We start from the raw sequence: 25014 nt of genomic DNA on the forward strand, positions 1-25014 counted from the left end.
GGAACTGCCATGACTGAAACCACTGCCCGCACCATTCCCCTGCAGATCGTGCAGGGCGACATTCCGACCGCCGCACCGTTGCAGGCCGGCGTCAAGCAGCTGGGCGGGGACAAGATCAACCGTTCGCCGGTTCAGTTCGCCGATGCACCGGTGCTGCGCAAGCCCTCCTGGATCCGCGTGCGCATTCCCTCGGGCAATGCGGTCCAGAACCTGAAGGCCAAGCTGCGCGAGAACCGCCTGGTGACGGTCTGCGAGGAAGCCAGCTGCCCGAACATCCATGAGTGCTTCGGCCACGGTACGGCGACCTTCATGATCCTGGGCGAGGTCTGCACCCGCCGCTGCTCGTTCTGCGACGTCGCCCACGGCCGGCCCAAGCCGCCGGATGCCAACGAGCCGCCCAGCCTCGGCCAGACGGTGGCCGACATGGGCCTGAAGTATGTGGTGGTGACCAGTGTCGACCGCGATGACCTGCGCGACGGCGGTGCCCAGCACTTCGTCGACTGCATCACCGCCATCCGTGAGAAGTCGCCGGGTACCCGCATCGAAGTGCTGACCCCGGACTTCCGCGGCAAGGGCCGCATGGAGCGCGCGCTGGACATCCTCGCGCAGAACCCGCCGGACGTGTTCAACCACAACATCGAGACCGTGCCGGACCTGTACCGCAACGTGCGCCCGGGCGCGGACTACCAGTGGTCGCTGACGCTGCTGAAGAACTTCAAGGCCCAGCACCCGCAGGTGCCGACCAAGAGCGGCATCATGCTGGGTCTGGGCGAGGACTTCGAGCAGATCAAGGCGACGATGCGTGACCTGCGTGCCCACGACGTGGACATGATCACCATCGGCCAGTACCTGCAGCCGACCGCGCACCACCACCCGGTGCTGAAGTACTGGACGCCCGAGGATTACAAGGCGCTGGAAGACTACGGCTATGAGCTGGGCTTCAGCCACGTCGCCTCCGGCCCCATGGTGCGCTCTTCGTACCACGCCGACGTGCAGGCCAAGGGCGCCGGCGTTTCCTGACCGGTAGCGCCGGGCCATGCCCGGCGGTTCTTTCCCGCTGCGCTCGCCGGGCATGACCCGGCGCTACCGATGGGCGTGCCTACCACCTTGGTGGGCGCGGACCATTGGTCCGCACGCCTTCGCCTGCATTCACAATTTGCTACACCGGCCCCGCTAGGCTGGTTTTCCACCGGATGCGGACGGGTGACAAACCCGGCAACTTTCGGCACTGTCGTGATGTCTGAACACCACGCAGTCTCCCCCTTGGCAAGGCGCCTTCGAGCACGTTCATGAAATTCAAAGCCCCCGCATTCCTGATGGCCCTGGCGCTGGTAGCGCCGCTGGCGCTGTCGGCCAAGGCCGATTCGCCGGCGCTGCCGGCTGCGGCGACCGCCGACCAGGTGACCACCTCCAAGCTGGTGTACGGCCTGTTGTCCGACAGCCGGTACGCCTACCGTCCGCGTGCGCTCGATGAAGCCACCTCCAAGGATGTGTTCAAGCGTTACCTGGAGACCCTGGACGGCGGCAAGCAGTACTTCACCCAGGCCGATGTGGCGCGCTTCGCACCCTTCGAGGCGAACATCGCCAATGCCATCCGTGGCGGTGAACTTGAGCCGGCCTTCCAGGTCTTCGCGGTGTACAAGCAGCGCGTAGGCGAGCGCGTGGCCTACGCACGCAAGCTGCTCAGGCAGGAGCCGGACTTCACCACCGACGAGCGCTTTGAGTACGACCGCAAGAAGGTGCCGTGGGCGGCCAGCAATGCCGAGCTGGATGAACTGTGGCGCAAGTCGGTCAAGAATGACTGGCTGCGCCTGAAGCTGGCCGGCAAGAAGCCGGACGACATCCGCAAGACGCTCGACAAGCGCTACGCGACGCTGGAGAAGTCGGTCAACGAGCTGAAGGGCGAGGATGTCTTCCAGTTCTTCCTCAACGCCTACACCAGTGCGGTCGATCCGCACACCGACTACTTCACTCCGCGTACCGCCGAGAACTTCAACCAGGCGATGTCGCTGTCGCTGGAAGGCATCGGTGCGCAGCTGCAGCGGCAGGACGACATGGTGGTGATCCGCGAGATCATCGCCGGCGGACCGGCCTCCGTGGATGGCACCCTGAAGCCGGGTGACCGCATCGTCGGCGTCGGCCAGGGCAAGTCCGGCGTGGTCGAGGATGTGATCGGCTGGCGCATCGACGATGTCGTGGCCAAGATCCGCGGTGCCAAGGATACCCAGGTCAAGCTGGAGTTCATCCCGGCCGAGGAGGGCGCCGATGGCAAGCATCACACCCTGGTCCTGACCCGGCAGAAGGTGCGCCTGGCCGAGCAGGCCGCCAAGGGTGAAACCATGACCATTCCGGCCGCCAACGGCGAGCCGGCGCGGAAGATCGGCGTGATCAAGCTGCCGACCTTCTACCAGGACTTCGAGGGCCGTCGCCGCAATGCCGCCGATTACGCGTCGGCCACGCGCGATGTGGCCAAGCTGCTGGCGGGCTTCAAGAACGACAGGCTCGACGGCGTGGTGCTGGACCTGCGCAACAACGGTGGTGGCTCGCTGGACGAGGCGATCGAACTGACCGGGCTGTTCATCGAACAGGGCCCCGTGGTGCAGGTGCGTGAATCGGGCGGCCGCATTACCGTCAACAGCGACCGCAATCAGGGCGTGGCGTGGGACGGCCCGCTGGCCGTGCTGGTCAACCGTGGTTCGGCCTCGGCGTCGGAAATCTTCGCCGGTGCCATCCAGGACTACGGCCGCGGCCTGGTGATCGGCGAGACCACCTTCGGCAAGGGCACCGTGCAGAACATCGTCGACCTTGATCGCTGGCCGAGCGGCGAAACGCAGCGCTTCGGCCAGGTCAAGCTGACCATCGCCCAGTTCTTCCGCATCAGCGGCAGCAGCACCCAGCACAAGGGCGTGGTGCCGGACCTGGCGTTCCCCGCCAGCGTCGATGCCACCGAGTTCGGCGAAAGCACCTACGACAATGCCCTGCCGTGGACCCGCATCGCCGCGGTGCCGCATACGCAGTACGGGAACTTCGCGCCGCTGCTGCCGAAGCTGGAAACCCGCCACGAGGCACGCATCGCCACCGACAAGGAATTCGTGTGGTGGAACGAGGATGTCGAACAGTTCCGTGCCGAAGCGGCGAAGAAGTATGTCTCGCTCAATGAAGCGACGCGTCGTGCCGAGCGGGAACGCCAGGACACCCAGCGCAAGGAGCGCCAGATCATGCGCAAGGAGCTGGGCCTGGCCCTGGATCCGCTGGCCGATGACAGCAGCGATGACGGCCTGACCGGCAACGAGCGCGATATCGTCAAGGATGCCGCCCGTGAGAAGGCCGCCGAGAAGCGACCGGACCCGCTGCTGCGTGAATCCGCTGCGATCCTGGCCGATGCGGTGAATCTGCTGGCCAATGATCGCCCGCTGTCGGCGCAGGTGCTGCCGCAGTCCACCGGGGCCGGTCGCTGGGCCGATTGAGCCACGCGTGACATGAAGTACCCCACGGGGCCGGCAATGCCGGCCCCGTCTGCGTTCACGGGCAGCGCCGGGTCATGCCCGGCGAGCGCAGCGGTTGGCGGAAGTTGTTGGGCCATGCGCGGCGCTGCCGGTGCATGAACCGGGAGCAACAGCGTGCGCCGCCAGCGGTGCTGTCGACCTGCCGCACACGGGGGCGGGACTACCCTTGCAGCTACCTTTCTCGCAGGAGTTCCCATGCGGGTCTCCCCTCTGTGCAGCGTTGCCGTGGGTATTGCCAGTGCCCTGATCCTGTCGGCCTGCGGTGGCCGCGCCGCCGACAGCACCGTGCTGCGCGAGTCCTTCGATTCCGGCGACACCTTCTCCCGGACGGTCGACAGCCGCCCGGCCGATGCCTGTGAAGCGGCGCGACGGGCCCTGCTCAGCCAGGGCTATGCGATCGCCCGCGTCGATGACGCGCAGGTAGAGGGGAGCAAGAACTTCCAGCCACGCGAGGACGATCACGAGCAACTGGTACTCCGCATCTCCTGCGCGCCGCGTGGCAGCCAGTCGCTGGTGTTCGTCAGCGCGGTGCAGGACCGCTATGCGTTGAAGAAGAGCCCGACCTCGGCCAGCGTGGGCGTGGGCGCGCTGGGTTCGGTATCGCTGCCGTTCGGCAGCAATGACGATTCCCTGGTGAAGGTCGCCAGCAGCACCATCACCGATGCCGACTTCTACCGCCGGTTCTTCCAGCGCCTGCAGCAGTACCTGCCGGCCGCCCCCGGTGAGGCGCCGCCGGTTCCGGAACGGTTGCCCGCTCCCCCCGTATCGGAGCCGGCGGCGGCGACGGATCAGGGTTGAGCGTGCGGCGTGGGTTGATGGTCATGGCCCTGCTGCTGGCTTCGCCGGCAGGCAGCGCGGCGGCGGCCGCGGACTGCACGCAGGGCCTGCTGCAGCGGCTGGGCTGGCGGTTTGAAGTGGCTGCGGTCAGTGCGCCGCAGATCCAGGGTGGCCCGGTGTGCACCCGGGCATCGCTGGCCGAGGCGCAGGCCGCAGGTGATATGCGTGTGCGATGGCCGCAGACGCTGGACGGGGCGCAGCGCGAGGCGCTGCTGCAGCAGCTGCTGGAGGATCCTGCCACGGTCTGTGCCTATGCCTTCGAACTGGGCGCGGCGACCCGGCGGGCCGCCACGTCGCTGCAGGGCAACCCGCAGTTCCGCTTCTCCGGCGCACAGCTGGGCTGGATCGGCTTCGGGATGCAGGGCGCACGGGCGCAGGGGTGGCAACGCGTGCGCAGCTTTGGCCGCGGCTACGTTCCCGTGGATGGCAACAGCCGCGCGCTGCAGGCGTTCTACGGCGGTGCGGTGCGTGCCGAATGCGGTGTCGGCCGCCAGGTCGCGCAGCTGGCAACGCAGCGTGAGCTGTATGGCGATGCTGCGTTCGATGCGGAGTTCACCGCAGGCGAACTGTCGATCGGCACCTTCATCGCGCTGCACGGCACCGACAGTGTCCTGCTCGGTGCGCATGCGGGCGACTTCCTTGCCGACGGCAAAGCCGTGCGCACCTCGGCGAGGGGACGTCAGGCCTTCGCGGGCGTGCCCGGCTTCATCGAACACGTATACGACAAAAGCACGCTGGACGATCTGAGCAACCAGGCCGAGAACTTCGTCGTGGTCGACGTCGGGCCGGATGCAGCACAGGCGCTTGCCCGCCACGGAGGCCTGGCCTGGTACGACCAGCGCAACGCCGAGCTGTGGCAACTGGCGCAGGGGCTGCCTCGGGTGGGGCGGCGCTATTTCGAGCGGCTCCTGTTCGAACGCGACCCCGGACTGCGGGCACGCCTTCCAGCGCGCTACCACGCCCGCCTGGCACGCATGGACCAGGTGCTGGACGATCCGTTCTACCAGCAGTTCGTGATCTACGTGCATCCGCGCGGTATACGTCCCATCGGCTACCACATCGCCCGGCTGCTCGACCGCAATCCACGGACGCCGTTTTCGATCGACCTGGCGGTGCACAATCTGCATACCACGCTCTACCGGCGTTGGCGCGAGGCGCAGCTGCGCCACTGTGCGTCAACCGGCAGGCCAGGCAGCCTGACCCTAGACCCCAACTGAAGGTGAAACAATGGATATTGCAATGATCGGCCTTGGCCGCATGGGCGCCAACATGGCCCAGCGCCTGCATCGCGGCGGCCACCGCGTGGTCGGCTACGACCCGGGCGAAGGCGCCCGCCAGCGCGCCGCGGAGGCCGGCATCGAAGTAGTCGATTCGCTGGCCGCCGCGGTCGCCGCGCTGCCGGTGCCGCGCGTGCTGTGGTTGATGGTGCCGGCGGGCGAAACGGTCGACCAGACGCTCGGCCAGCTGACCCCGCACCTGGCCGAGGGTGACATCGTCATCGACGGCGGAAACTCCAATTACCAGGACTCGATCCGCCGCGCCAAGGCGCTGGCCGAGGACGACCTGGGCTACGTCGACTGCGGCACCAGCGGCGGCATCTGGGGCCTGCAGGAGGGCTACAGCCTGATGGTCGGCGGTGAGGCGAAGGTGGTGGAGCAGGTTGCGCCGCTGCTGCGCACACTGGCGCCGGCGGAGGATCGGGGTTGGGCACGCGTCGGTCCTCCCGGTGCGGGCCATTTCACCAAGATGGTCCACAACGGCATCGAGTACGGAATGATGCAGGCCTACGCCGAAGGCTTCGCACTGATGGAACGCAAGCAGGACATGGAGCTGGACCTGGCGCAGGTTGCCGAGGTCTGGCGCCATGGCAGCGTGGTGCGTTCGTGGTTGCTGGACCTGAGTGCCGAGGCGCTCAAGCGCAATCCGTCGCTGGATGGCATCGCCCCCTACGTGGAGGATTCCGGTGAAGGCCGCTGGACCGTGGCCGAAGCGATCGCGCTGGATGTGCCGGCGCCGGTGATCACGCTCTCGCTGCTGGAACGCCTGCGGTCGCGCGAGTCGAATTCGTTCACTGACCGCCTGCTGGCGGCGATGCGCAACGAGTTCGGTGGGCATGCGATCAAGAAGTCGTAAGCGCCAGGACCGGAGCCCTTCGGCGCTGCCGTGGGGTTCCGGGCCGCGGACCGCGATCAGTTCAGTGCGATGCGCCGGGCCTCGTAAGCGCTGTCCCTGCCAGCCTGCAGCAAGCGCATTACCTGCAGCGCCTGCAATGGGCTGACCGTGGGTTCACCGTCACCCTGCATCGCCGCAGCGAACTGGGCATACAGGCGGCGATAGTCGCCCGGCAGGTTGTCGACCGTGCTGCGTTGCACGTTGTCCTCGGCATCGCAGTACACCCGCTCGCCGTGACGCGGGTCGATGCCCCAGCCCGGCGCGCCCGGCGCAACGCCGCGGCGCAGCTGTGCTTCCTGTACGTCCAGGCCCTGCTTGATCCAGCTGGCGCGGCTGCCGTGCACGGCGAACCGAGGCGTCGGTGCCGCCACCAGCGAACCGGCATGGAGGATCGCGCGGTGCCTCGGGTAATGCAGCACCGCATGGAAGTAATCGATGCCGCTGCCGCCTTCGCGCTGCACCGCCAGGTCCGCGTCGATCGCCTGCGGCCAGCCGAACAGCACCAGCATCTGATCCAGCAGATGCGGTGCAAGGTCATACCACAGGCCACTGCCAGGCCCCTCCTGCTCCCGCCAGCGCTCGCGCACGTGGGGCCGGTAGCGATCGAAATGCGCATGGCATTCGGCGACTTCGCCGAGCGCACCTTCGGCCAGCAAGGCCTGCAACGTCAGGAAATCGGCGTCGAAACGGCGATTCTGGAACACCGTGACGATGCGGTCTGCATCGCGCGCCGCCGCCAGCACGGCTTCGGCTTCGGCCACGTCCAGTGCGAAGGGTTTGTCCACCAGCACATGCTTGCCTGCGGCCAGCGCTGCCATCGCCAATGGTGCGTGCTGGTCATTCGGCGTGGCAATCACCACCGCGTCCACCGCCGGATCGTCGAATACGTCCCGGGGTGCCGCGCGCACATGTACATCGCTGAACGTGCGCAGCAGCAGGTCGCGCTGTGAACTGACCACGCTGTGCAGGGTCAGTCCCGGGGTGTGCTGGATCAGCGGCGCGTGGAAAACGCGGCCGGCAAGGCCGTACCCGATCAGGGCCAGTTGCAGGTCAGGGCGCATGGCAGTGCTCCGCGCAGATCAGGCATGCAGGGTAAACGACGGGAGCCAGGATCCAAAGCTGAACGGTTGCGTTGAAAACCGGCGCGATTCACGGCGGCGTGACCGTAGCGCCACGCCTGCTGCACGGCGCTGCGGCCACACTGGCCCCACATTCCGCAGGAGGTAACACACGATGAACAACCCGACCCGTACGCTGATTGCTTCGGCCCTCACCCTGGGCCTGGCGCTGTCCTCCTCGGCTGCATTCGCCAAGGATCCGTCAGCCAAGAGTCCGCCTGCCACCGACCATTCGGCGATGACCCACGCCGATCGCCACGACTCCAACGAGCCGGTGACCGACACCTGGATCACCACCAAGGTGAAGGCCGACCTGCTGGCCAGCAGCAATGTGCCGGGCACCGAGGTCAAGGTGGAAACCGTGAATGGCGTCGTCAGCCTCAGCGGCACGGTGGCGACCCAGGCCGAGCATGACAAGGCCGTCACCACCGCCAAGGGCATCAAGGGCGTCACCCGCGTTGATGCCAGCGCGCTGAAGGTCAACGCGGCGGCCAAGCGCTGATCCCGGGCGCCGCCCCGTCGGGGCGCTGCAATACAGCTGCATGACGGTGGAGCCGGGCCAGCCCCGGCTCCACCCATGATGTTTTCTGGAGCGTTCAGCTGCCGGGGCCAGACGTTCCAGAGGTGTGACCGCCTGCGCTATATTGCCGGTTCCGCCGCAGCTGGGCCTGTCCGGGCCCATCCCTCTGCGGCCGTGCTGATGAGGAACTATGGCGCTGGTGTTCAGTGACGACATCTGGGATCGCTGGCGATTGCCGGCCTTGGCGCTGGCCGCCGCCGCGATCATCGTCGTGCCGTGGTTGACCCAGCGCAAGCTTCAGCGTGAGAACGAAGAAGCCATGGCCTGGGTGACGCATACGCAGGCGGTTGGCGTGGCGCTCCAACAGTTGCAGGCCGATGTGCGCGATGTCGAGTCGGCGGCGTTGACGCTGTCCAAGGGCGTGGACGCGCCCGGCCTGCGCGAGCGCATGGCCAAGGCCAACGAGATTCCCGGCCGACTCGCAGAGCTGGGCCGGATGACACGCGATAATCCTGAGCAGCTGATCCGCATCGGTCGCATCGAGTCCATGCTGGAAGGGCGGCTGGCGGTGGCGCGCGCGCTGGCCAAGGCCGAACCGAACAGTGACCAGCGCGCGCTGGTACAGGACCTGAGCACCCGTTACCCGATCCGCAGCGTGGTTGAAGAGCTGCAGAACAGCGAGCAGGCGCTGCTGGCCGAGCGGGCCGAACAGGCTGCGCGGCAGCGCAGGCAGACCGAATTCGTCTCGTGGAGCTCGCTGGTGGTACAGCTGGCGCTGCTCGGCCTGGTGCTCTGGCTGCTGCAGCGGCAGATCGGTCGCCGCCTGCAGGCCGAACGGCAGTCGCTGCGCTCGGCCGCGCGCGCTGCCTCAGTGCTGCAGACCGTGCGTGAGCCGATCGTGCTGCTCGACCGCGAGCTGCGCGTGCAGCTGCACAATCCGGCCTTTGCCGAGTTGTACGGCCTGCAGGACGAACGTGCCGATGGCCTGCTGCTGGATGACGTCGGCGACGGCGCCTGGCGGGACGCCGTCGTGCGCCAGCGCCTGGTCGATGTGCTGCTGCGCGGGCGCGAGCTGTGGGACTTCGAGCACGAACAGCGCACCTCCGAGGGCGTGGTGCGCTACATGCTGCTCAACGCGCGGCGCATGCCGCTGCCGGATACCGACGATGAAGTGGTGTTGCTGACCGTCAGCGATGTCACCGTGCAGCGCGCCGTGCAGTCGCGTGTGGAGGAACTGAACCGCCAGCTGGAAGGCAAGGTGGCGCAGGTCTCGGAGGTCAATCGCGAGCTGGAAGCATTCAGCTATTCGGTGTCGCATGACCTGCGCGCGCCGCTGCGCCACGTTGCCGGCTTCTCCGACAAGCTGTCGCGCCACCTGGGCGAGAGCGCCGACGAGAAGAGCCTGCATTACCTTGGGGTGATCTCCAGCTCGGCGCGGCGCATGGCGACGCTGATCGACGATCTGCTGGTCTATTCGCGGCTGGGGCGCGCAGCGATGCGCCAGCAGGCAGTGGACATGCAGTCGCTGGTGTCCGATACCCGTGCGATGCTCGATTCCAACCTGCAGGCCGAGGCTGAAAGCAGTGGCCAGGTCCATCACGTCGAATGGAACATCGCACCGCTGCCGATCGTGGTGGCCGATGAGAACATGATGCGCCAGGTGTGGCTGAACCTGCTCGGCAACGCGGTCAAGTATTCCAGCAACCGCGAACCGGCGAAGATCCGCGTGGATTACCAGCCGCAGCCCGATGGCGGCCATCAGTTCACGGTCAGCGACAATGGTGCAGGCTTTGACATGGCCTATGCCGGAAAGCTGTTCGGCGTGTTCCAGCGCCTGCACAAGGCCAGTGATTACCCCGGTACCGGCATCGGCCTGGCCAGCGTACGCCGCGTGCTGACCCGTCATGGAGGCCGGGTCTGGGCCGAAGCCGAGCCGGACGCCGGCGCAACCTTCCACTTCTACCTGCCTCCCGCGCTCGACGCGGACAAACAAGGTCCCTCCGCATGACGACTCTGCGCACCATCCTTCTTGCCGAAGACAGCCCGGCCGATGCCGAGATGGCGATCGACGCCCTGCAGGAAGCCCGCCTGGCCAATCCCATCGTGCACGTCGAGGACGGCGTGGAGGTCATGGACTACCTGCTGCGGCGCGGTACCTTCGCCAGCCGCGAGGAGGGCCTGCCGGCGGTGCTGCTGCTGGACATCAAGATGCCGCGCATGGACGGCCTGGAAGTGCTGCGGCAGATCCGTGAGCACGAGGAGCTCAAGCGCCTTCCCGTGGTGATCCTGTCGTCCTCGCGCGAAGAGAGCGATCTGGCCCGCAGCTGGGACATGGGCGTGAACGCCTACGTGGTCAAGCCGGTGGACGTGGACCAGTTCTTCGGTGCCGTGCAGACCCTGGGCAAGTTCTGGGCACTGATCAACCAGGCACCGGAACTCGAGTAAGCCCATGCCCCTGACCGGTCCCTCCCTCGGGGCACTGCGCATCCTGCTGGTGGAGGATTCGCCTGAAGACGCCGAGCTGATGTCCGAACAGATGCTGGATGCGGGCCTGGAAGCCCGCTTCGAGCGCGTTGAGAGCGAGGCGGAACTGCGCCAGGCGCTGGCCTCCTTCCAGCCGGATATCGTGCTGTCCGACCTGAGCATGCCGGGTTTCTCCGGCGACGATGCCTTGCGCATCGTGCGCGAGACGGCGCCGGACGTTCCCTTCATCTTCGTCTCGGGCACGATGGGTGAGGAGAATGCAGTGGCGGCGCTGCAGAAGGGCGCCAACGACTACATCATCAAGCACCAGCCGGCGCGCCTGCCGTCGGCGGTGGCCCGTGCGATCCGCGAGGCGCGCAGCGCGGTGGAGCGTTCGCGCGTGGAGACCGAGCTGATGCGCGCGCAACGGCTGGAAAGCCTTTCGCTGCTCGCCGCTGGCCTCAGCCACGACCTGCGCAACATCCTGCAGCCGCTGCTGATCATGCCGGACCTGCTGAAGGCGCGCACCGATGATCCGCAGCTGCACCACCTTGCGGATGTGATCGCCGAGTGCGGCCGCCGCGGTCATGAAATGGCGGAATCGATGTTGTCGTTCGTCCGTGGCTCGCGCAAGCCCAGCGAACGCGTGCAGATCGACGGCCTGTTCGACGCGGTGGCGCTGCTGCTGCGCAGCAACGTGCCCGATGCGGTGCGCCTGCACCTGCAGGTGGAGGATGAGGGCCTGGCGGTCGATGCGAACTACACCGAGCTGCAGCAGGTGCTGTTGAACCTGGCACTCAATGCGATCCAGGCAATGCCCAGCGGCGGCCGCCTGAGCCTGACCGCAAGCCATGCCGGCGAGCGCGACGGTGTGGACTGGATGCGCATCGCCGTGGCCGATGAAGGCATCGGCATGGATGCCGATACGCTCTCGCATCTGTTCAATCCCTTCTTCACCACCAAGGCGGACGGTACCGGCCTGGGCCTGATTTCCTGCAAGCGCATCGTCGAAGGTGCTGGCGGCAGCATCACGGTCACCAGCCAGCCCGGGCAGGGCACCTGTTTCGAGCTGCGCCTGCCGATGCGTGACGCCATCGAGAGCGGCGAGCCGATCGAGCAGCTGGTGGCACTCGGCAGTGGGCAGTCGATCCTGGTGGTCGATGGCGAAGCCACGCGCCTGTCGCTGCTGGGCAACGCGCTGTCCAGCCAGGGATATCAGCTGCAGCTGGCTTCCGATGGACCGGCGGCGTTGCGCTGGATGCAGCAGGAGGCGATGCCGGCGCTGGTGATCGCCGATGCCGGCTCCAAACTGCTGCCGGCCAGCCAGCTGCTGGGCGAAATGGCCGGACTGGGTTACCGGGGGCCGGCGCTGGTGCTGGAAGACGCGTCAGTGGACGTTCCGGCCGATGCATTCCCTGATGGCATCGAGGTGCATGTGCTGCGCAAGCCGTTGCAGATGCAGCAGGTGTTCCGCGCTGTGGCAGAGGCACTGGGCTGAACTTGCGTCGCCGGGCCGTGCCCGGCGGCACGTCACGCCGGCCGTTCCGGGGTCTCCCACGGGAAGCGTGGCAGGCTGTCCACGGCCTGTTCCAACCGCCGTGACCAGTTCTGGTGGATGTCCGCGTACAGGGGCGAGTCCGCGCCCAGCCGCAGCTGCTGGGCGATCCGCAGCTCGCCGTCGCGCAGCAATGCCAGATCGATCGGCAGCCCGACCGAGAGGTTGGAACGGATGGTCGAATCCAGCGACACGATCGCCGTGCGCGCGGCGTCCTCAAGGCGCGTGGCCGGGCTGAGGATGCGGTCGAGGATCGGCTTGCCATACTTGGACTCGCCGATCTGCAGGTAGGGGGTCTCCGGCGAGGCGGCGATGGCATTGCCCAGCGGGTAGATCATGTACAGGCCGGGGCGTTCGCCGGCGACCTGGCCGCCGAAGATCAGCGTGGCCTGGGTGTTGACGCCGTCATGGCCGTGCTCGCTGTGGCCGCCGTGCACCTGGCTGTCCACCAGCAGGCGACCGACATAGGCCGCCGCTTCGAACAGATGGGTCATGTCGCGCAGGTTGGGCGTGCGCCGCTCGCCGGCGTCCCGGGTCAGGCGCGAGACCAGCAACTGGGTGGTGGCCAGGTTGCCAGCCGCCATCAACACGTAGGCCGCCTGGCCGGGATACTCGAACACGTGCAGCTTGCGGTGCACGCGCACATCGTCCAGCGAGGCATTGGTCCGGGTGTCGGCGGCGAAGACCAGGCCCTGGTCCACCTCGATTCCAACGCAATAGGTCATGTCGGTGCCCTATCATGTGCGTCCCGGATTGTAGGCAGGCCGCCGTGACGACGGCATGCCCACGCCCCCCAGACCCGTCACCTGAACCGCATGACCACCGTGCTCCTCAGCCTGGGCAGCAACGTCCAGCCCCGCCGCCATCTCCACGCCGCGGTGGCGGCCCTGCGCGAGCGTTTCGGCGCGTTGCAGGTGTCTCCGGCCTACCGCACGGCCGCGGTCGGCTTCGATGGCCCGGCCTTCCTCAACAATGGCGTGCTGATCCAGACCGATCTGCCGCTGCAGGCGCTGGATGATTGGCTGCACGCACTGGAAGACGCCCACGGTCGTGATCGCAGTGGTCCGCGCTTCTCCGACCGTACCCTGGACATCGACGTGGTGTTCTACGGCAACCACATCGTGGAAGGCCCGGGCCATCTGCGCATTCCGCGCCCCGAGCTGAAGCACGCCTTCGTGCTGAAGCCGCTGGCGGACATCGCGCCGGACTTCATCGACCCGGTCAGCGGCCTGGCCCTGGCGGCGCTGTGGCGCGCACACGCTCAGTTTGGCGAGGCATTCGAGGTGGTTGACCTGGAATGAGGGCCGCTGCGCTCGCCTACGTAGATCGGTAGCGCCGGGCCATGCCCGGCGGACTTCAACTCACCGTGCGTCCGCCATCCACGCGCAGGGTGTGGCCGGTGACGAAGCTGGCCTCGGCCACCAGCCAGTACACCGCCTCGGCGATCTCCTCGACCGTGCCGGTGCGTGCCAGCGGCGTGCGCGCCAGCAGGGCCTCGCGGGCGAAATCGTCCTTTCCCTGCTCGGGCCACAGGATCGCACCGGGGGCGACCGCATTGACCCGCACTTTCGGCGCCAGTTCCAGCGCCAGTGACCGGGTGGCCATCTCCAGTGCGGCCTTGGCCATGGTGTAGGCCACATGGTCGCGCATCGGGTCGGTGCCGTGCAGATCGGTCAGATTGACGATGCAGCCCTGCTGGCGGCGCAGGTACGGCGCGGCCGCCTGTGACAGCAGCAGCGGTGCACGCGCATTGACCGCGTACAGCTCATCCATCGCTTCGGCGGTCACCTGGCCGAGCGGGGTGGGGAAGAAGTTGGACGCGTTGTTGACCAGCGCATCGAGGCGGCCGAAGTGGGCCACGGCCTGCTCGACCAGATCGGGCAGGGCGCCGGCATCGCGCAGGTCGGCCTGCAGGGCCAGCACACTGCCCGGACGGACGTTGTCCAGGTCGAAGGCGGCCTGCTGCAGCTCGGCGCTGGACGTGTTGGCATGCAGCACCACCGACCAGCCACAGGCGTGGAACTGGCGTGCGATGGCGGCGCCGATCCGGCGCGCGCTGCCGGTGATCAGGGCCACGGGGGCGGTTTCGCTCATCGAGGGTCCTCCAAGGCTCGGCTATCCTGTGCACCATTGTCACCGCATTCGAAGACGCCATGCAGCCTACCTTCCCTCTGCCCGATGCCGACGCCCTGGCCCACAGCGACCAGCTGGCCGCCGCACTGCGCGCTGAAATCCTCGCCCAGGGGGGCGCGATGCCGTTTTCCCGCTTCATGGAACTGTGCCTGTACGCACCCGGGTGGGGCTATTACAGCGCCGGTGCCAGCAAGTTCGGTGGCGGTGGCGACTTCACCACCGCGCCCGAGCTGGGTGGCCTGTTCGCCGGCAGCGTGGCCAATGCGCTGGCGCCGGTGTTCGCCCAGCTCGGTGCGCAGTCGCGGATGCTGGAACTGGGTGGTGGCACCGGTGCCTTCGCCGAAGCCGTGCTGCTGCGGCTGGCCGAGCTGGATGCGGTGCCTTCGCGTTACGCCATCCTTGAACCCAGTGCCGACCTGCGCCAGCGCCAGCAGCAGCGCCTGCAGCAGGCGCTGCCGGCAGAGCTGGCCACGCGCGTGGACTGGATTGACCGTCCCTTCGAAGAGGACTGGGAAGGTGTGGTGTTCGCCAACGAGGTGATCGACGCACTTCCGACCCCGCGCTTCCTGATCAGGGACGGCGAGGTCTACGAGGAAACCGTGGAGCTGGACGCGGAGGGCAACTTCATCCGTGGCGCGCAGCCGGCCGATATTCTGCTCAACGGCGCCGTGCGCCACATCGAACGCTATCTCGAAAGGCCCTTCGCCGACGGATACCGCTCGGAGGTGCTGCCGCAGCTGCCGTACTGGCTGCAGGCAGTGGCTGGCGGCCTGCAACGTGGCGCGATGCTGTTCATCGACTACGGCTACAGCCGCAGCGAGTTCTACCAGCACGATCGCGACGACGGCACGGTGCGCGCCTTCTACCGCCACCACGTGCATAACGACGTGCATCGCTGGCCGGGCCTGCAGGACATCACGGCCTCGGTGGACTTCACCGCGATGGCCGAAGCGGGCCTGCACGGTGGCTTCGAGCTGGCGGGGTACTGCAGCCAGGCCAGCTTCCTGATCGGCAATGGCCTGGACCAGGTGCTGAGCCTGGCCGAGGAGCGTACCGATGAAGTGGGGCGCATCCAGCTGCGCGACCAGGTGAAGAAGCTGACCCTGCCGACCGGCATGGGCGAGCGCTTCCAGGCGATCGGCCTGCAGCGTGGAATCGACTTCGAGCCGGCGTTCGCGCTGGGCGATCTGAGCTGGCGCCTGTGAGCGCGACGCGCATGATCAAGCCGCTGCGGCGGCCGCGTCTATGGACTGCGCTGTGGGTGCTGGCCGTGCTGTTCGTGATCGTGGTCTGCCTGATTCCCCCGCCACCGATTCCCGTGCCGGAGAACGGCGACAAGGTCGAGCATTTCCTGGCGTACTTCATTCTGTCCGGCAGTGCCGTGCAGCTGTTCCGGCAAGGACGTCCGCTGCTGTGGGTCGGGCTGGGCCTGGTGCTGATGGGAATCGGGATCGAGTTCGCACAGGGGGCGCTGACACGCGACCGCATGGCCGACCCGATGGACGCCCTCGCCAACACGGTTGGCGTTCTTGCCGGATTGGGCCTCGTGCTGACCCCGCTGCGCGACCTCCTGCTGCGCTGGCGGGGCTGACACGCCTTCCCTGGTTGAAGTGGAACCGGGCATGGCCCGGCTCCACAGCCTTCCGGTTACTTCTGCAGCGTCACTTCGTCCAGCACCCACATCGCCGGGCGGGTATCACCGGTGAAGTTGATGCACAGGTCGTCGGTGCCATGCGTGCCCTTCGGCAGCGTCGCACGCAGGCTTACGAAGCCATCGGCATCGGGCGTGGCCGGCAGCGGGACTTCGGCCAGCACCTTGCCCGTGCAGCTGCCCCGGCGGATCAGCATCTCGCCGTGCGCGCGCCTGGCCTTCTCGAAGCGACGGTTCGGCTCGTCATGCGCCAGCTGGAAGTAGTAGGGGATGCGACCGGCGCGCACCTCCACGCTGCCGATGCCGTCCAGCTGCGCCTGTGGCCAGCGCCAGCAGGGCTGGAAGATGTCCACGTTGAAGACCGCGCGTGCGCCCTCGCGCGGGCCATCGTCTTCCAGGCGCAGCACCAGGCCCTTGTTGCCAACGCAGCTGAGCAGTTCGTTGCTGCGGCGGGCGAGCAGCGATTGCGGAGTGAACGCGGCTACGGTGGGCTCTGCGGCCAGCATCCGGCCCTGGTAGAACGCTGCGGCCTGTACCGTGGCGGGCACCTTCGCGGTCAGCGGCTGCTGGTACAGCGGCGACTGCGCGGTCACCGGCTGGCCATCGGTGCTGTAGCGCACCTCGTAGCCCAGCGGGTTGGCCAGCGACACCGTCACCGTGCCTGCGGCGCGATCATCGTGGTACTCCACGCCCACTTCGAACGGCGTCTGTGCATAGGCGAGTCCCCATGCGCGGTAGCGCTGCAGCTGTGACGGCAGGCGTGCCAGGAAGTCGCGGAAGTCACGCTTCCCGGGCGGGCTCCAGCCGGTCTCGGCCACCGCCGCCAGGCGTGGGAACAGGTTGTGCTGCAGCCGCGCATAGCTGCGGGTGTGCTCGGTGAACATGTTCGCCTGCAGGCCGAGGATGTGTCCGCGCTTGTCGGCGGGCAGTTCGTCCGGCACCGGCTCGAAGTTGTAGAGCTTGCCGAGGTTGACCTGCGTGGGGCGGCCCGGCGGTTCATTGGGCGAGGCGGTCTGCAGGTAGTCCAGGTACAGGTAGCCGACCGGCGACATGATCACGTCATGGCCGGCGCTGGCAGCGGCCAGGCCGCCTTCGGTACCGCGCCAGGACATCACTGTAGCCTGGGGGGGCAGCCCGCCCTCGAGAATTTCGTCCCAGCCGATCAGGCGCCGGTCGTGTTCCTCCAGGAATGTCTCCAGGCGCTTGATGATGTGGCTCTGCATGGCCATCTCATCCTTGATGCCCAGCTCGCGCATGCGCTGCTGAATCTGCGCGGACGCCTCCCACTGGTCCTTTACGGCCTCGTCGCCACCCACGTGCACGTACTTCGCCGGGAACAGTGCGATCACCTCCTCCAGCACGTTCTCGAGGAAGGTCACGGTGCTGTCTTCCACGTTGAAGAGGTTGGGGAACACGCCCCACTCGCTGAGGGGTTTCAGCGGTGTGTCGATCGAACCCAGCTCCGGATAGGCGGCGATCGCAGCGGTGGCATGGCCCGGCACGTCGATCTCCGGAATCACCTGGATGTGCAGCTTTGCCGCGTAGGCAATCACCTCGCGGATCTGCTCCTGCGTGTAGAAACCGCAATACGGGTACTCCTGTCTGGTCACCGGATCGATGCCGCCATCGCCGGCCGGCAGGCGGCAGCTGCCGACCTCGGTCAGCTTCGGGTAGCGCTTGATCTCCATGCGCCAGCCCTGGTCATCGGTCAGGTGCCAATGGAAGGTGTTGAGCTTGTGCGCGGACATCGCATCAAGCACGCGCTTGATCTCGTCCAGGCTCTGGAAATGCCGTGCCGAGTCGAGCATGAAGCCCCGCCAGGGGAAACGCGGCGCATCCTGGATCTGCACGGCAGGCAGCGCGCCCTGGCTGCCGCCGGTGGCCAGCTGGGCCAGCGTGGTGGCGCCGTAGAACAGGCCGGTCTCGTTGCCGGCCTGCACCAGCACGCCCTGCGCGGTGCTGTCCAGCGTGTAGCTCTCGCCGCTGTCGCGGAAGGTGGGAATGATCTGGAAGCGGATGCCGCCGGCCTTGGCCGCAGCCTTGCCGGTAGCCAGCGCCAGGCGCGGGCCGCCGCTGCGCGCCAGCAGGTCGGCGAATTGGGTGGCGACCCGCTGTGCGGCCTCGCCGTCTGCGTACAGCGCGGTTGTGGCGGACACAGTGATGCCACTGCCCTGGCCGGGTTGCACGCTGGCGGGGGCAGGAATCAGCATCAGGCTGTTGGCGCGCAGCTGCGGGCCAGGAGCTTCAGCGGCGGGCACCGGATCGGCGGCGAAGGCCGGCAGGGCCGGCAGCAGGGCAAACAGGCTGCCCAGCAGCAGCGCGCCGTGCATCCTGGCGTGGAAGGGCTTGACCATCGGAACGACTCCTTGGAACGGTGCGATGAACGCTATACATGAAAAACGCCGGGCCCGGAATGACCCAGGCCCGGCGTGCGTGCACGACTCGGCGATGACGCGGCCGATGGATCAGTACTTGAAGCGGAAGTTGAGGTAGTACTGGCGGCCGTTGCTGTAGAACGACGTCGGAATGGCCGCGGTCTGGTAGTACTTGTAGGTCGGGTTGTTGAGGTTCAGCGCATCCAGGCTGATGCTCAGCCAGTCGGTGGCCTTGTAGCTCAACGAGGCCGACAGCGTGCCGAAATCATCCTGGTAGTAAGGGTTGGTGCCCGACAGGCTGATCAGGAACGACGAGCGGTGCGTGTAGCTGACGCGTGCTCCGAATCGCTCGTTCTCGAAATAGGCCCCCACGTTGTAGGTGTTCTTCGAGGTACCCAGCAGGTTGTGCGAACCGTCGGACCAGGTGTGGGCCGTGGTGCCGTTGGCGTAGGTGTAGTTGGCGTTGATGCCGAAGTACTCGCCGATCGGCTGCTCATAGGCCACTTCCACGCCGGTGACCTTGCCGTCGGCATTGATCGGGGTGGAGATCTGGTAGGTCTCGAGCTGGTTGGTCAGTTCGCTGTACAGCTGGCGCGAGACGACGTCGAAGGCGATGTAGTCCTTCATGTCCATGTGGTACGCACCGACCGACAGCAGGCCGCGCGGCATGAAGTACCACTCCAGGTTGGCGTCGAAGTTGGTGGACAGGGTCGGCTTCAGGTTCGGGTTGCCACCGCCGCCGGTCTTGTTCAGGTCCGAACCCCACGACGAAGCGCCCAGCGCCGAATAATCCGGCAGGGTCTGGGTCTGCGACGCGGCCACGCGCAGCACCAGCTTGTCGTCCAGGTCGAACTTGATGTTGGCGCTGGGCAGGACGCGGTTGCGCTTGTTCTGGAAGGCGGTGCGCTCCCACATGCCGAACAGGCTGCTCACATCGGCATCGGCGGCATTGCTGACCGCGTTGTAGGTGTCGATGTCCTGCTTGATGTTGACGTAGCGCAGGCCGACGTTGCCGCTCCACCAGTCGCCGCTGAAGTTGGCCTGCACGTAGCCGGCGAAGTTCTTCTCCTTCACCTTCCACTCGGCACCGTAGTTGTGGCGGCCGGTGGGGCCATCGTTGCCGGCCAGCCAGGTGGAGTTGTTGATGATCGCGTTCTTCAGTGCATCCGGCGTGTAGTACCAGATGTTGCGCGGGAAGGTGCCGCCGACATCACCGGCGAAGCCGCTGGGATAGTTGGCGGTGGCGCTGCCCTGCAGTGCGGACCAGATGTCACCCGGGGTCGCACCTTCCGGCGAGAGCGCTTCGCGTTCGTGGTCGGCGAAGCGCACGCCGAAGTCCACGGAGTTCAGCACGCCGGTGCCGAAATACTGGCTGAAGTCCAGCGTGGCCCAGTCTTCCTTGTCTTCGGCGCGGACCAGCTGGTTGCCCCACGTGCCGAAACTGGTGACGCCGCTGGGGCTGATGTCGCCGCCGATGTTCCAGTCCACCGGCGAACCGGCGCCGTGCGTTGCCCAGCTGGCACCGCCGCCCTGGCCGAGCGTGACTTCAGCAATGAACTGGCGCGGGGTTTCACCGGTGCCCTTGGTGGTACCGGCCTGGAACTTCATGTCCAGGGTGTCGTTGATCTGCCAGTCGGCGTCGAACGTGACGTAGTTGGTCTTGGCCGTGGCTTCACGGTAGATCATGTCGTAGACACCGTAGTTGGTGCCCGGGACGCCCGCGTAGGTGGCATTGCTCAGCACGCCGTCGGTCACGGTGTAGCCCGGGTTCGGCGCCTGTGACTTGGCGAAGTTGCCGCCCCACAGCATGAAATTGCGGTTGTAGTTGTTGGCTTCCAGCTTGGAGGAGAAGCCGCTCAGCGACAGGTTCAGCGTATCGGTCGGCTTGAACTGGATGGTCACCAGCCCGCCCTTGCGTTCGCGGGTCTGTTCGAACAGGGTCGAACCCAGCAGGCCGGGGACGGCCACGCCGATCAGGTCCGGATTGGTGAGGGCCACCGGATCATCGGCGCCGATCCGGGTGAAACCGCCCGGGATTTCCTGCGCCTCGCGGCGGAGCTCGCGCTTCTGGTAGAAGGCCTGCAGCATCACGCCGAAGTTGTTGGCGTCATTCTTGTAGTTGAACAGCGCCGAGTACTGCGGGTCGGTCGACTTGGCCTGGTCCGAACGGACCGCACCCACCGAGGCTTCCGCACTGAAGGGCTTGGCGAACTCCAGCGGCTTGCGCGTGATGATGTTGACGGTACCGGTGGTGCCGCCATCCTGCAGCTTGGCCTGCGAGGACTTGTTCACCTCCACCGAGCTCACCAGTTCGGAGGGCAGCAGCGAGTAGCTGACGCTGCGGCCGACGTTGTTGCCCTGGCTGAGCACGAACCAGTCGGCCGAGCCGACGGTGTGGCCGTTGATCAGGGTCTGGGTCAGGCTCGGGCTGGTGCCACGCAGGCTGACGCGGTCGGCTTCATCGAAGCCGCCTTCGTCGGCGCTGGACGAACTGATGTTGACGCCGGGCAGGCGCTGCAGGGTGTCGGCCACATTGTGCGCCGGCAGCTTGCCGACGTCTTCGGCGGTCACCACTTCCACGCGCGCGTTGGCTTCGCGCTTGGTATCCAGCGACTTCTCCATCGAGCCACGGATGCCGGTGACGGTCACGGTGTCCAGGTCGGTTGCGGTCGGCGCAGCCTGCTGGGCATGTGCGCTGAAAGCGAGGCAGCTGACGATGGCGGCCGAAAGCAGGGTCTTGCGGGTGTTCATGATGTCTCTCCTCATCACTCGATTGGGTGCCGGCGGCGGTGTTCGGTTGCGGTTGCGTTGACGTGCGCGGGGCGGCGGCGATGTCCCGTGCATTGGCGTGCCACGTACTGCGTGCTGCGATTGCGTTGAAGCCTGTTGCGGTGTCAGGCGGCCGACTGCTGCAGGTACCAGCTGGCAGCACCGACCACGCCCAGCTGGCCGTGCTCGACCACTTTCACCGGGATGCGTGCCAGTGCTTCGCCCATCGGCCCCTTCTGCAGGTAGCGCTCGACGAAGGTGCTGGTGCGCAGGTACTCGCGGATCTGCGGCAGGATGCCGCCGGCCAGATAGACGCCCCCATGGGCGCCGTAGAACAGGGCCATGTCGCCGATGGTGCTGCCGAGCAGGCCGCAGAACACATCCAGCGCCTTGCGTGCGTGCGCATCAGTGCCGGCCATCGCCGCGGCGGTGACCGCGTCCGGACTGGCCAGGGTGGGCTGCTGTCCCTGCAGGGCGCACACCGCGCGGTACAGGTTCATCAGGCCGGGGCCGGAGATTGCGTGCTCGATCGACACGTGAGCGCGCTCGCGCTGCATGTGGCGGACGATGGCCATTTCCAGTTCGGTGCTGGCGGCCAGCGTCGGTTGCCCGGCTTCGGTAGCCAGCACGACCGGGCCATGGGCGGTCGGGATCCACAGTGCCGCACCCAGGCCCGTACCCGGACCGACCACCAGGGTCGGTCCGCGCGGGGCGCTTTCCGGCCCACACAGGTGCAGGACGCCGCTGGCGTCGACCTGTGCCGCGGCATAGGCCACCGCTTCGAAGTCGTTGACGATGTGGACCTGCTGTACGCCGACGTCGGCCTCGATCTGCCGCGCGGACAGCGGCCAGGGCACGTTGGCAGTGATGACCGTCCCGTCTTCGCGCGCATAACCGGCCGTGGCCACCACGCAATGCGCCGGGCGCGGGCCGTCGCCTAGGAAGTCGGACAGGATCGCACTCAGGCCGGCGTGGTCGGCATTGCGATACTTGCGGTATTCCAGCACCTGCACCGGATGGGCGGCATCGCCGCTGGCCTGGACCCGGGCGACACGCACATGGGTGCCGCCGACGTCGGCGGCCAGGAACGAGGGCGCGACGCGGGACAGGACATGGGCCGGGGCGGGATGGCTGGCGGTCACGCGGGCTCCTGCTGAAGAGGGGGCCGGATCCGAGGGTGAGGCCGGCTGTTGGGCGGAGTCTGTAACCCCGCTGACAACGATGTCAACGAGTTCGTGACACTTTCGTTGCTGCGGCGCAACGAATGGGGTGTGCGGTAAACGTTTCCATCGCGTGAACAGCGCCTTCACGCCGGAGCCCTTGCTGCACGGGGCTCAACGGCTCCAGCGCATTCAGCGCGCGACCGCACGCGGCGGTTGCGCGATGCAGCATGGCCTGCGCTGCCCCGCAGAGGGAAGTTGACAAACCGCCGTTGTCCATCGAAAGAATGTGACAACGTTGTTCCCAGCCACTCTCCGACGCCGCGTTCTGCGACCGTCGCCGCAGGAGCCCTCCTGATGTCCGCCGTCCCCGCTGCAAGCGCGCGCCCGAACGTGGCCACCTCCATCGCCATCGTCGGCGTCCTGTTCTTCCTGATCGGTTTCTTCACCTGGCTCAACGGCCCGCTGATCACCTTCGTCAAGCTGGCCTTCGAGCTCAGCGAGGTCGGCGCCTTCCTGGTGCTGATGGTGTTCTACCTGTCCTATTTCTTCCTGGCCCTGCCGTCGTCGTGGATCCTGCGCCGCACCGGCATGAAGAAGGGCCTCAGCCTGAGCCTGCTGGTGATGGCCGGCGGCGCGGCACTCTTCGGTGAATTCGCGACGCAGCGCTGGTACCCCGGCGCGCTGGGCGGGCTGTTCGTGATCGGCAGCGGCCTGGCCCTGCTGCAGACGGCGATCAATCCCTACATCTCCATCCTCGGCCCGATCGAGACCGCAGCGCGTCGCATCGCGCTGATGGGCATCTGCAACAAGATCGCCGGCATGCTGGCGCCGGTGCTGATCGGCACCCTGGTGCTGCATGGCATCGGTGACCTGGACAAGCAGGTGCAGGCGGCCGACGCGGTCACCAAGGTGGCCCTGCTCAATGAGTTCGCCGCCAAGATCCATGCACCGTACCTGGCGATGGCCGGCCTGCTGGTGCTGCTGGCCGTCGCCGTACTGTTCTCGCCGCTGCCGGAGATCAAGTCCTCCGAGGCCAACGCCACCCCGATGGCCGCCGGCGCAGCCGAGCGCAGCAGCATCTTCCAGTTCCCGCACCTGTGGCTGGGCGTGCTCTGCCTGTTCGTGTATGTCGGCGTGGAAGTGATGGCCGGTGATGCCATCGGTACCTATGGCCACGGCTTCGACCTGCCGCTGGACCAGACCAAGATGTTCACCTCGTTGACCCTGGCGGCGATGCTGGCTGGCTACGTGGTGGGCCTGCTGCTGATTCCCCGGGTGGTTTCGCAGTCGCGCTACCTGACCGTTTCGGCGGTACTGGGCGTGGTGTTCTGCCTCGGTGCTTGGGCCACCCACGGCTACGTTTCGGTGGCCTTCGTGGCCCTGCTGGGCTTTGCCAACGCAATGATGTGGCCGGCCATCTTCCCGCTGGCGATCCGTGGCCTGGGCCGTTTCACCGAGACCGGCTCGGCGCTGCTGGTGATGGGTATCGCCGGTGGCGCGATCATTCCGCAGTTGTTCGCCGTGCTCAAGCAGCACATCGATTTCCAGCTGGTGTTCGTGCTGCTGATGGTGCCGTGCTACCTGTACATCCTGTTCTACTCGGTCATCGGCCACCGTGCCGGCCTGCCGCAGGAGCGCTGATAGGCGATGATGGACGGCAGCCAACCCCAGGGAAAACCCATGCGCAGAGCGACCATCAAGGACGTCGCGGAGAAGGCCAAGGTCTCTCTGAAGACCGTCTCGCGGGTGATCAACAACGAGCCCTCCGTGATGCAGGCCACCCGCGCACGGGTGCTGCGGGCGATCGCCGAGCTCGACTACGAGCCCGATCCGTCCGCGCGCAACCTGCGCAGCGGGACCACTTTCGTGATCGGGCTGGTCTACGACAACCCCAACCCGTACCACATCATCGGCGTGCAGAACGGCGTGCTGGCCGCGTGCCGGGAGACCGGCTTCGGCCTGCAGATCCATCCCTGCGACTCGAGCTCGCCCCTGTTGGCCGATGAACTGGCCGACTGGGTACAGCGCTCGCGCCTGGCCGGCCTGGTGCTGACCGCACCGATGTCCGAGCGCCGCGATCTGGTGCAGGCGCTGACCGCACGTGGCATCAAGCTGGTGCGCATCATCGCGGCGACCGAGGACCCGGCGGACGGAGCCTGCGTGTTCGTCGACGACCGCGAAGCGGCCTACGAGATCACCGAGCATCTGATCCAGCTGGGCCATCAGCGCATCGGCTTCCTGTGGGGTGGCAGCTCGCACCGCTCTTCCGGCGAACGCTATGCCGGCTACGAAGCGGCGCTGAAGGACTACGGCATGACCGTGGACAAGCATCTTGTGGTGCAGGGCGACTACACCTTCGACGACGGTTTCCGGGGCGCGCGCCGCCTGCTGGCGCTGCGCGAACCGCCCACCGCCATCTTCGGTTCCAACGATGAAATCGCTGCGGGCGTGCTGGCCGCTGCCAAATCGGCGGGAATGAACGTGCCCTACGACCTGTCCATTGCCGGCTTCGAGGACAGCCCGTTCTCGCGCCAGTCCTGGCCGCCGTTGACCACCGCCAAGCAGGCCACCGAGGACATCGCACGCCACGCCGCGCGCCTGCTGATCGCGCAGCTGCGCAGCGATGCCTATGACGACGCGCCGGCACCGCTGCACAACCAGGGCTTCGTGCCGCAGCTGATCGTGCGCGGGTCGACTGCGCCGATGCGTCCCGCCGGCACCCGCCCACTCCCTTCCGATCCTGCCTGAGCCC

The 25014-nt window shown here is 67.1% G+C and carries 20 protein-coding genes; 14 read left to right on the forward strand and 6 right to left on the reverse strand.

Annotated elements, in window-relative coordinates:
• Positions 1-9: 9 nt before the first annotated feature.
• From lipA to gnd, 5 genes are all read left to right on the forward strand, one after another.
• On the forward strand, positions 10-1020 hold the full coding sequence (gene lipA / locus N7367_RS13005) for a lipoyl synthase (protein ID WP_279942533.1): 1011 nt from the start codon (positions 10-12) through the stop codon (positions 1018-1020).
• A gap of 269 nt (positions 1021-1289) precedes the next feature.
• Positions 1290-3467 carry a carboxy terminal-processing peptidase gene (locus N7367_RS13010; RefSeq protein ID WP_279942534.1) on the forward strand — a complete coding sequence of 726 codons (2178 nt, stop codon included), beginning with the start codon at positions 1290-1292 and terminating at the stop codon, positions 3465-3467.
• 234 nt (positions 3468-3701) lie between these two features.
• Positions 3702-4304: a DUF2242 domain-containing protein gene (locus N7367_RS13015; RefSeq protein WP_053519316.1), complete on the forward strand. Its 603-nt coding sequence runs from the start codon at positions 3702-3704 to the stop codon at positions 4302-4304.
• Positions 4305-4321: 17 nt separating this feature from the next.
• Positions 4322-5560 carry a hypothetical protein gene (locus tag N7367_RS13020; protein ID WP_279942544.1) on the forward strand — a complete coding sequence of 413 codons (1239 nt, stop codon included), beginning with the start codon at positions 4322-4324 and terminating at the stop codon, positions 5558-5560.
• A gap of 10 nt (positions 5561-5570) precedes the next feature.
• Complete coding sequence (gene gnd / locus N7367_RS13025) at positions 5571-6476, forward strand: phosphogluconate dehydrogenase (NAD(+)-dependent, decarboxylating) (RefSeq protein ID WP_053519312.1); 906 nt, start codon at positions 5571-5573, stop codon at positions 6474-6476.
• A gap of 56 nt (positions 6477-6532) precedes the next feature.
• Here gnd and N7367_RS13030 read toward each other — a convergent pair whose 3' ends face one another.
• The gene (locus tag N7367_RS13030; RefSeq protein ID WP_053519310.1) at positions 6533-7576 is read right to left on the reverse strand and encodes an oxidoreductase; all 1044 of its coding nucleotides are present in this window, start codon (positions 7574-7576) and stop codon (positions 6533-6535) included.
• 172 nt (positions 7577-7748) lie between these two features.
• Here N7367_RS13030 and N7367_RS13035 point away from each other — a divergent pair, with 172 nt between their 5' ends.
• The 4 genes from N7367_RS13035 (at position 7749) to N7367_RS13050 (ending at position 12114) form a co-directional block, all read left to right on the forward strand.
• Entirely contained in the window at positions 7749-8135 is a 387-nt protein-coding gene (locus N7367_RS13035) for a BON domain-containing protein (protein ID WP_111186190.1), read from the forward strand.
• Between the two features lie 208 nt (positions 8136-8343).
• Positions 8344-10161, forward strand: a complete 1818-nt coding sequence (locus tag N7367_RS13040; protein ID WP_053519305.1) for an ATP-binding protein — start codon at positions 8344-8346, stop codon at positions 10159-10161.
• On the forward strand, positions 10158-10598 hold the full coding sequence (locus N7367_RS13045) for a response regulator (protein WP_053519303.1): 441 nt from the start codon (positions 10158-10160) through the stop codon (positions 10596-10598). Before N7367_RS13040 ends, N7367_RS13045 begins: the two co-directional genes overlap by 4 nt.
• 4 nt (positions 10599-10602) lie before the next feature.
• Positions 10603-12114: an ATP-binding protein gene (locus N7367_RS13050; protein WP_065175156.1), complete on the forward strand. Its 1512-nt coding sequence runs from the start codon at positions 10603-10605 to the stop codon at positions 12112-12114.
• Positions 12115-12146: 32 nt separating this feature from the next.
• On the opposite strand, the gene N7367_RS13055 is transcribed toward N7367_RS13050, so the two are convergent.
• Positions 12147-12896: a 20S proteasome subunit A/B gene (locus tag N7367_RS13055; RefSeq protein WP_053519299.1), complete on the reverse strand. Its 750-nt coding sequence runs from the start codon at positions 12894-12896 to the stop codon at positions 12147-12149.
• A 90-nt stretch (positions 12897-12986) separates the two neighbouring features.
• Between N7367_RS13055 and folK the strand changes: the two genes are divergently transcribed.
• A complete protein-coding gene (folK, locus tag N7367_RS13060) occupies positions 12987-13472 on the forward strand; it encodes a 2-amino-4-hydroxy-6-hydroxymethyldihydropteridine diphosphokinase (RefSeq protein WP_065175155.1) in 486 nt (161 codons plus the stop codon).
• A gap of 55 nt (positions 13473-13527) precedes the next feature.
• Here the strand turns inward: folK and N7367_RS13065 are convergent, their stop codons facing one another.
• Positions 13528-14265: a pteridine reductase gene (locus tag N7367_RS13065; protein WP_053519294.1), complete on the reverse strand. Its 738-nt coding sequence runs from the start codon at positions 14263-14265 to the stop codon at positions 13528-13530.
• Between the two features lie 59 nt (positions 14266-14324).
• Between N7367_RS13065 and N7367_RS13070 the strand changes: the two genes are divergently transcribed.
• The gene (locus tag N7367_RS13070; RefSeq protein ID WP_053519292.1) at positions 14325-15509 is read left to right on the forward strand and encodes an SAM-dependent methyltransferase; all 1185 of its coding nucleotides are present in this window, start codon (positions 14325-14327) and stop codon (positions 15507-15509) included.
• Between the two features lie 11 nt (positions 15510-15520).
• Entirely contained in the window at positions 15521-15895 is a 375-nt protein-coding gene (locus N7367_RS13075) for a VanZ family protein (protein WP_279942536.1), read from the forward strand.
• A 56-nt stretch (positions 15896-15951) separates the two neighbouring features.
• On the opposite strand, the gene N7367_RS13080 is transcribed toward N7367_RS13075, so the two are convergent.
• The 3 genes from N7367_RS13080 to N7367_RS13090 form a co-directional block, all read right to left on the reverse strand.
• Positions 15952-18309 (reverse strand): family 20 glycosylhydrolase, encoded by a 2358-nt coding sequence (locus tag N7367_RS13080; RefSeq protein WP_279942537.1) that lies wholly within the window; start codon positions 18307-18309, stop codon positions 15952-15954.
• Positions 18310-18420: 111 nt separating this feature from the next.
• Complete coding sequence (locus N7367_RS13085) at positions 18421-21081, reverse strand: TonB-dependent receptor (protein ID WP_279942538.1); 2661 nt, start codon at positions 21079-21081, stop codon at positions 18421-18423.
• A gap of 143 nt (positions 21082-21224) precedes the next feature.
• On the reverse strand, positions 21225-22241 hold the full coding sequence (locus N7367_RS13090) for a glucokinase family protein (protein WP_053519284.1): 1017 nt from the start codon (positions 22239-22241) through the stop codon (positions 21225-21227).
• Positions 22242-22616: 375 nt separating this feature from the next.
• Between N7367_RS13090 and N7367_RS13095 the strand changes: the two genes are divergently transcribed.
• Together N7367_RS13095 and N7367_RS13100 are read left to right on the forward strand one after the other, a co-directional pair.
• Positions 22617-23903 (forward strand): sugar MFS transporter, encoded by a 1287-nt coding sequence (locus tag N7367_RS13095; RefSeq protein WP_065181756.1) that lies wholly within the window; start codon positions 22617-22619, stop codon positions 23901-23903.
• 39 nt (positions 23904-23942) lie between these two features.
• The gene (locus tag N7367_RS13100) at positions 23943-25010 is read left to right on the forward strand and encodes a LacI family DNA-binding transcriptional regulator (protein ID WP_279942539.1); all 1068 of its coding nucleotides are present in this window, start codon (positions 23943-23945) and stop codon (positions 25008-25010) included.
• Positions 25011-25014 lie beyond the last annotated feature (4 nt).

The sequence above is a fragment of the Stenotrophomonas sp. GD04145 genome, from assembly GCF_029835135.1.
Classification (GTDB): Bacteria; Pseudomonadota; Gammaproteobacteria; order Xanthomonadales; family Xanthomonadaceae; genus Stenotrophomonas; species Stenotrophomonas maltophilia_P.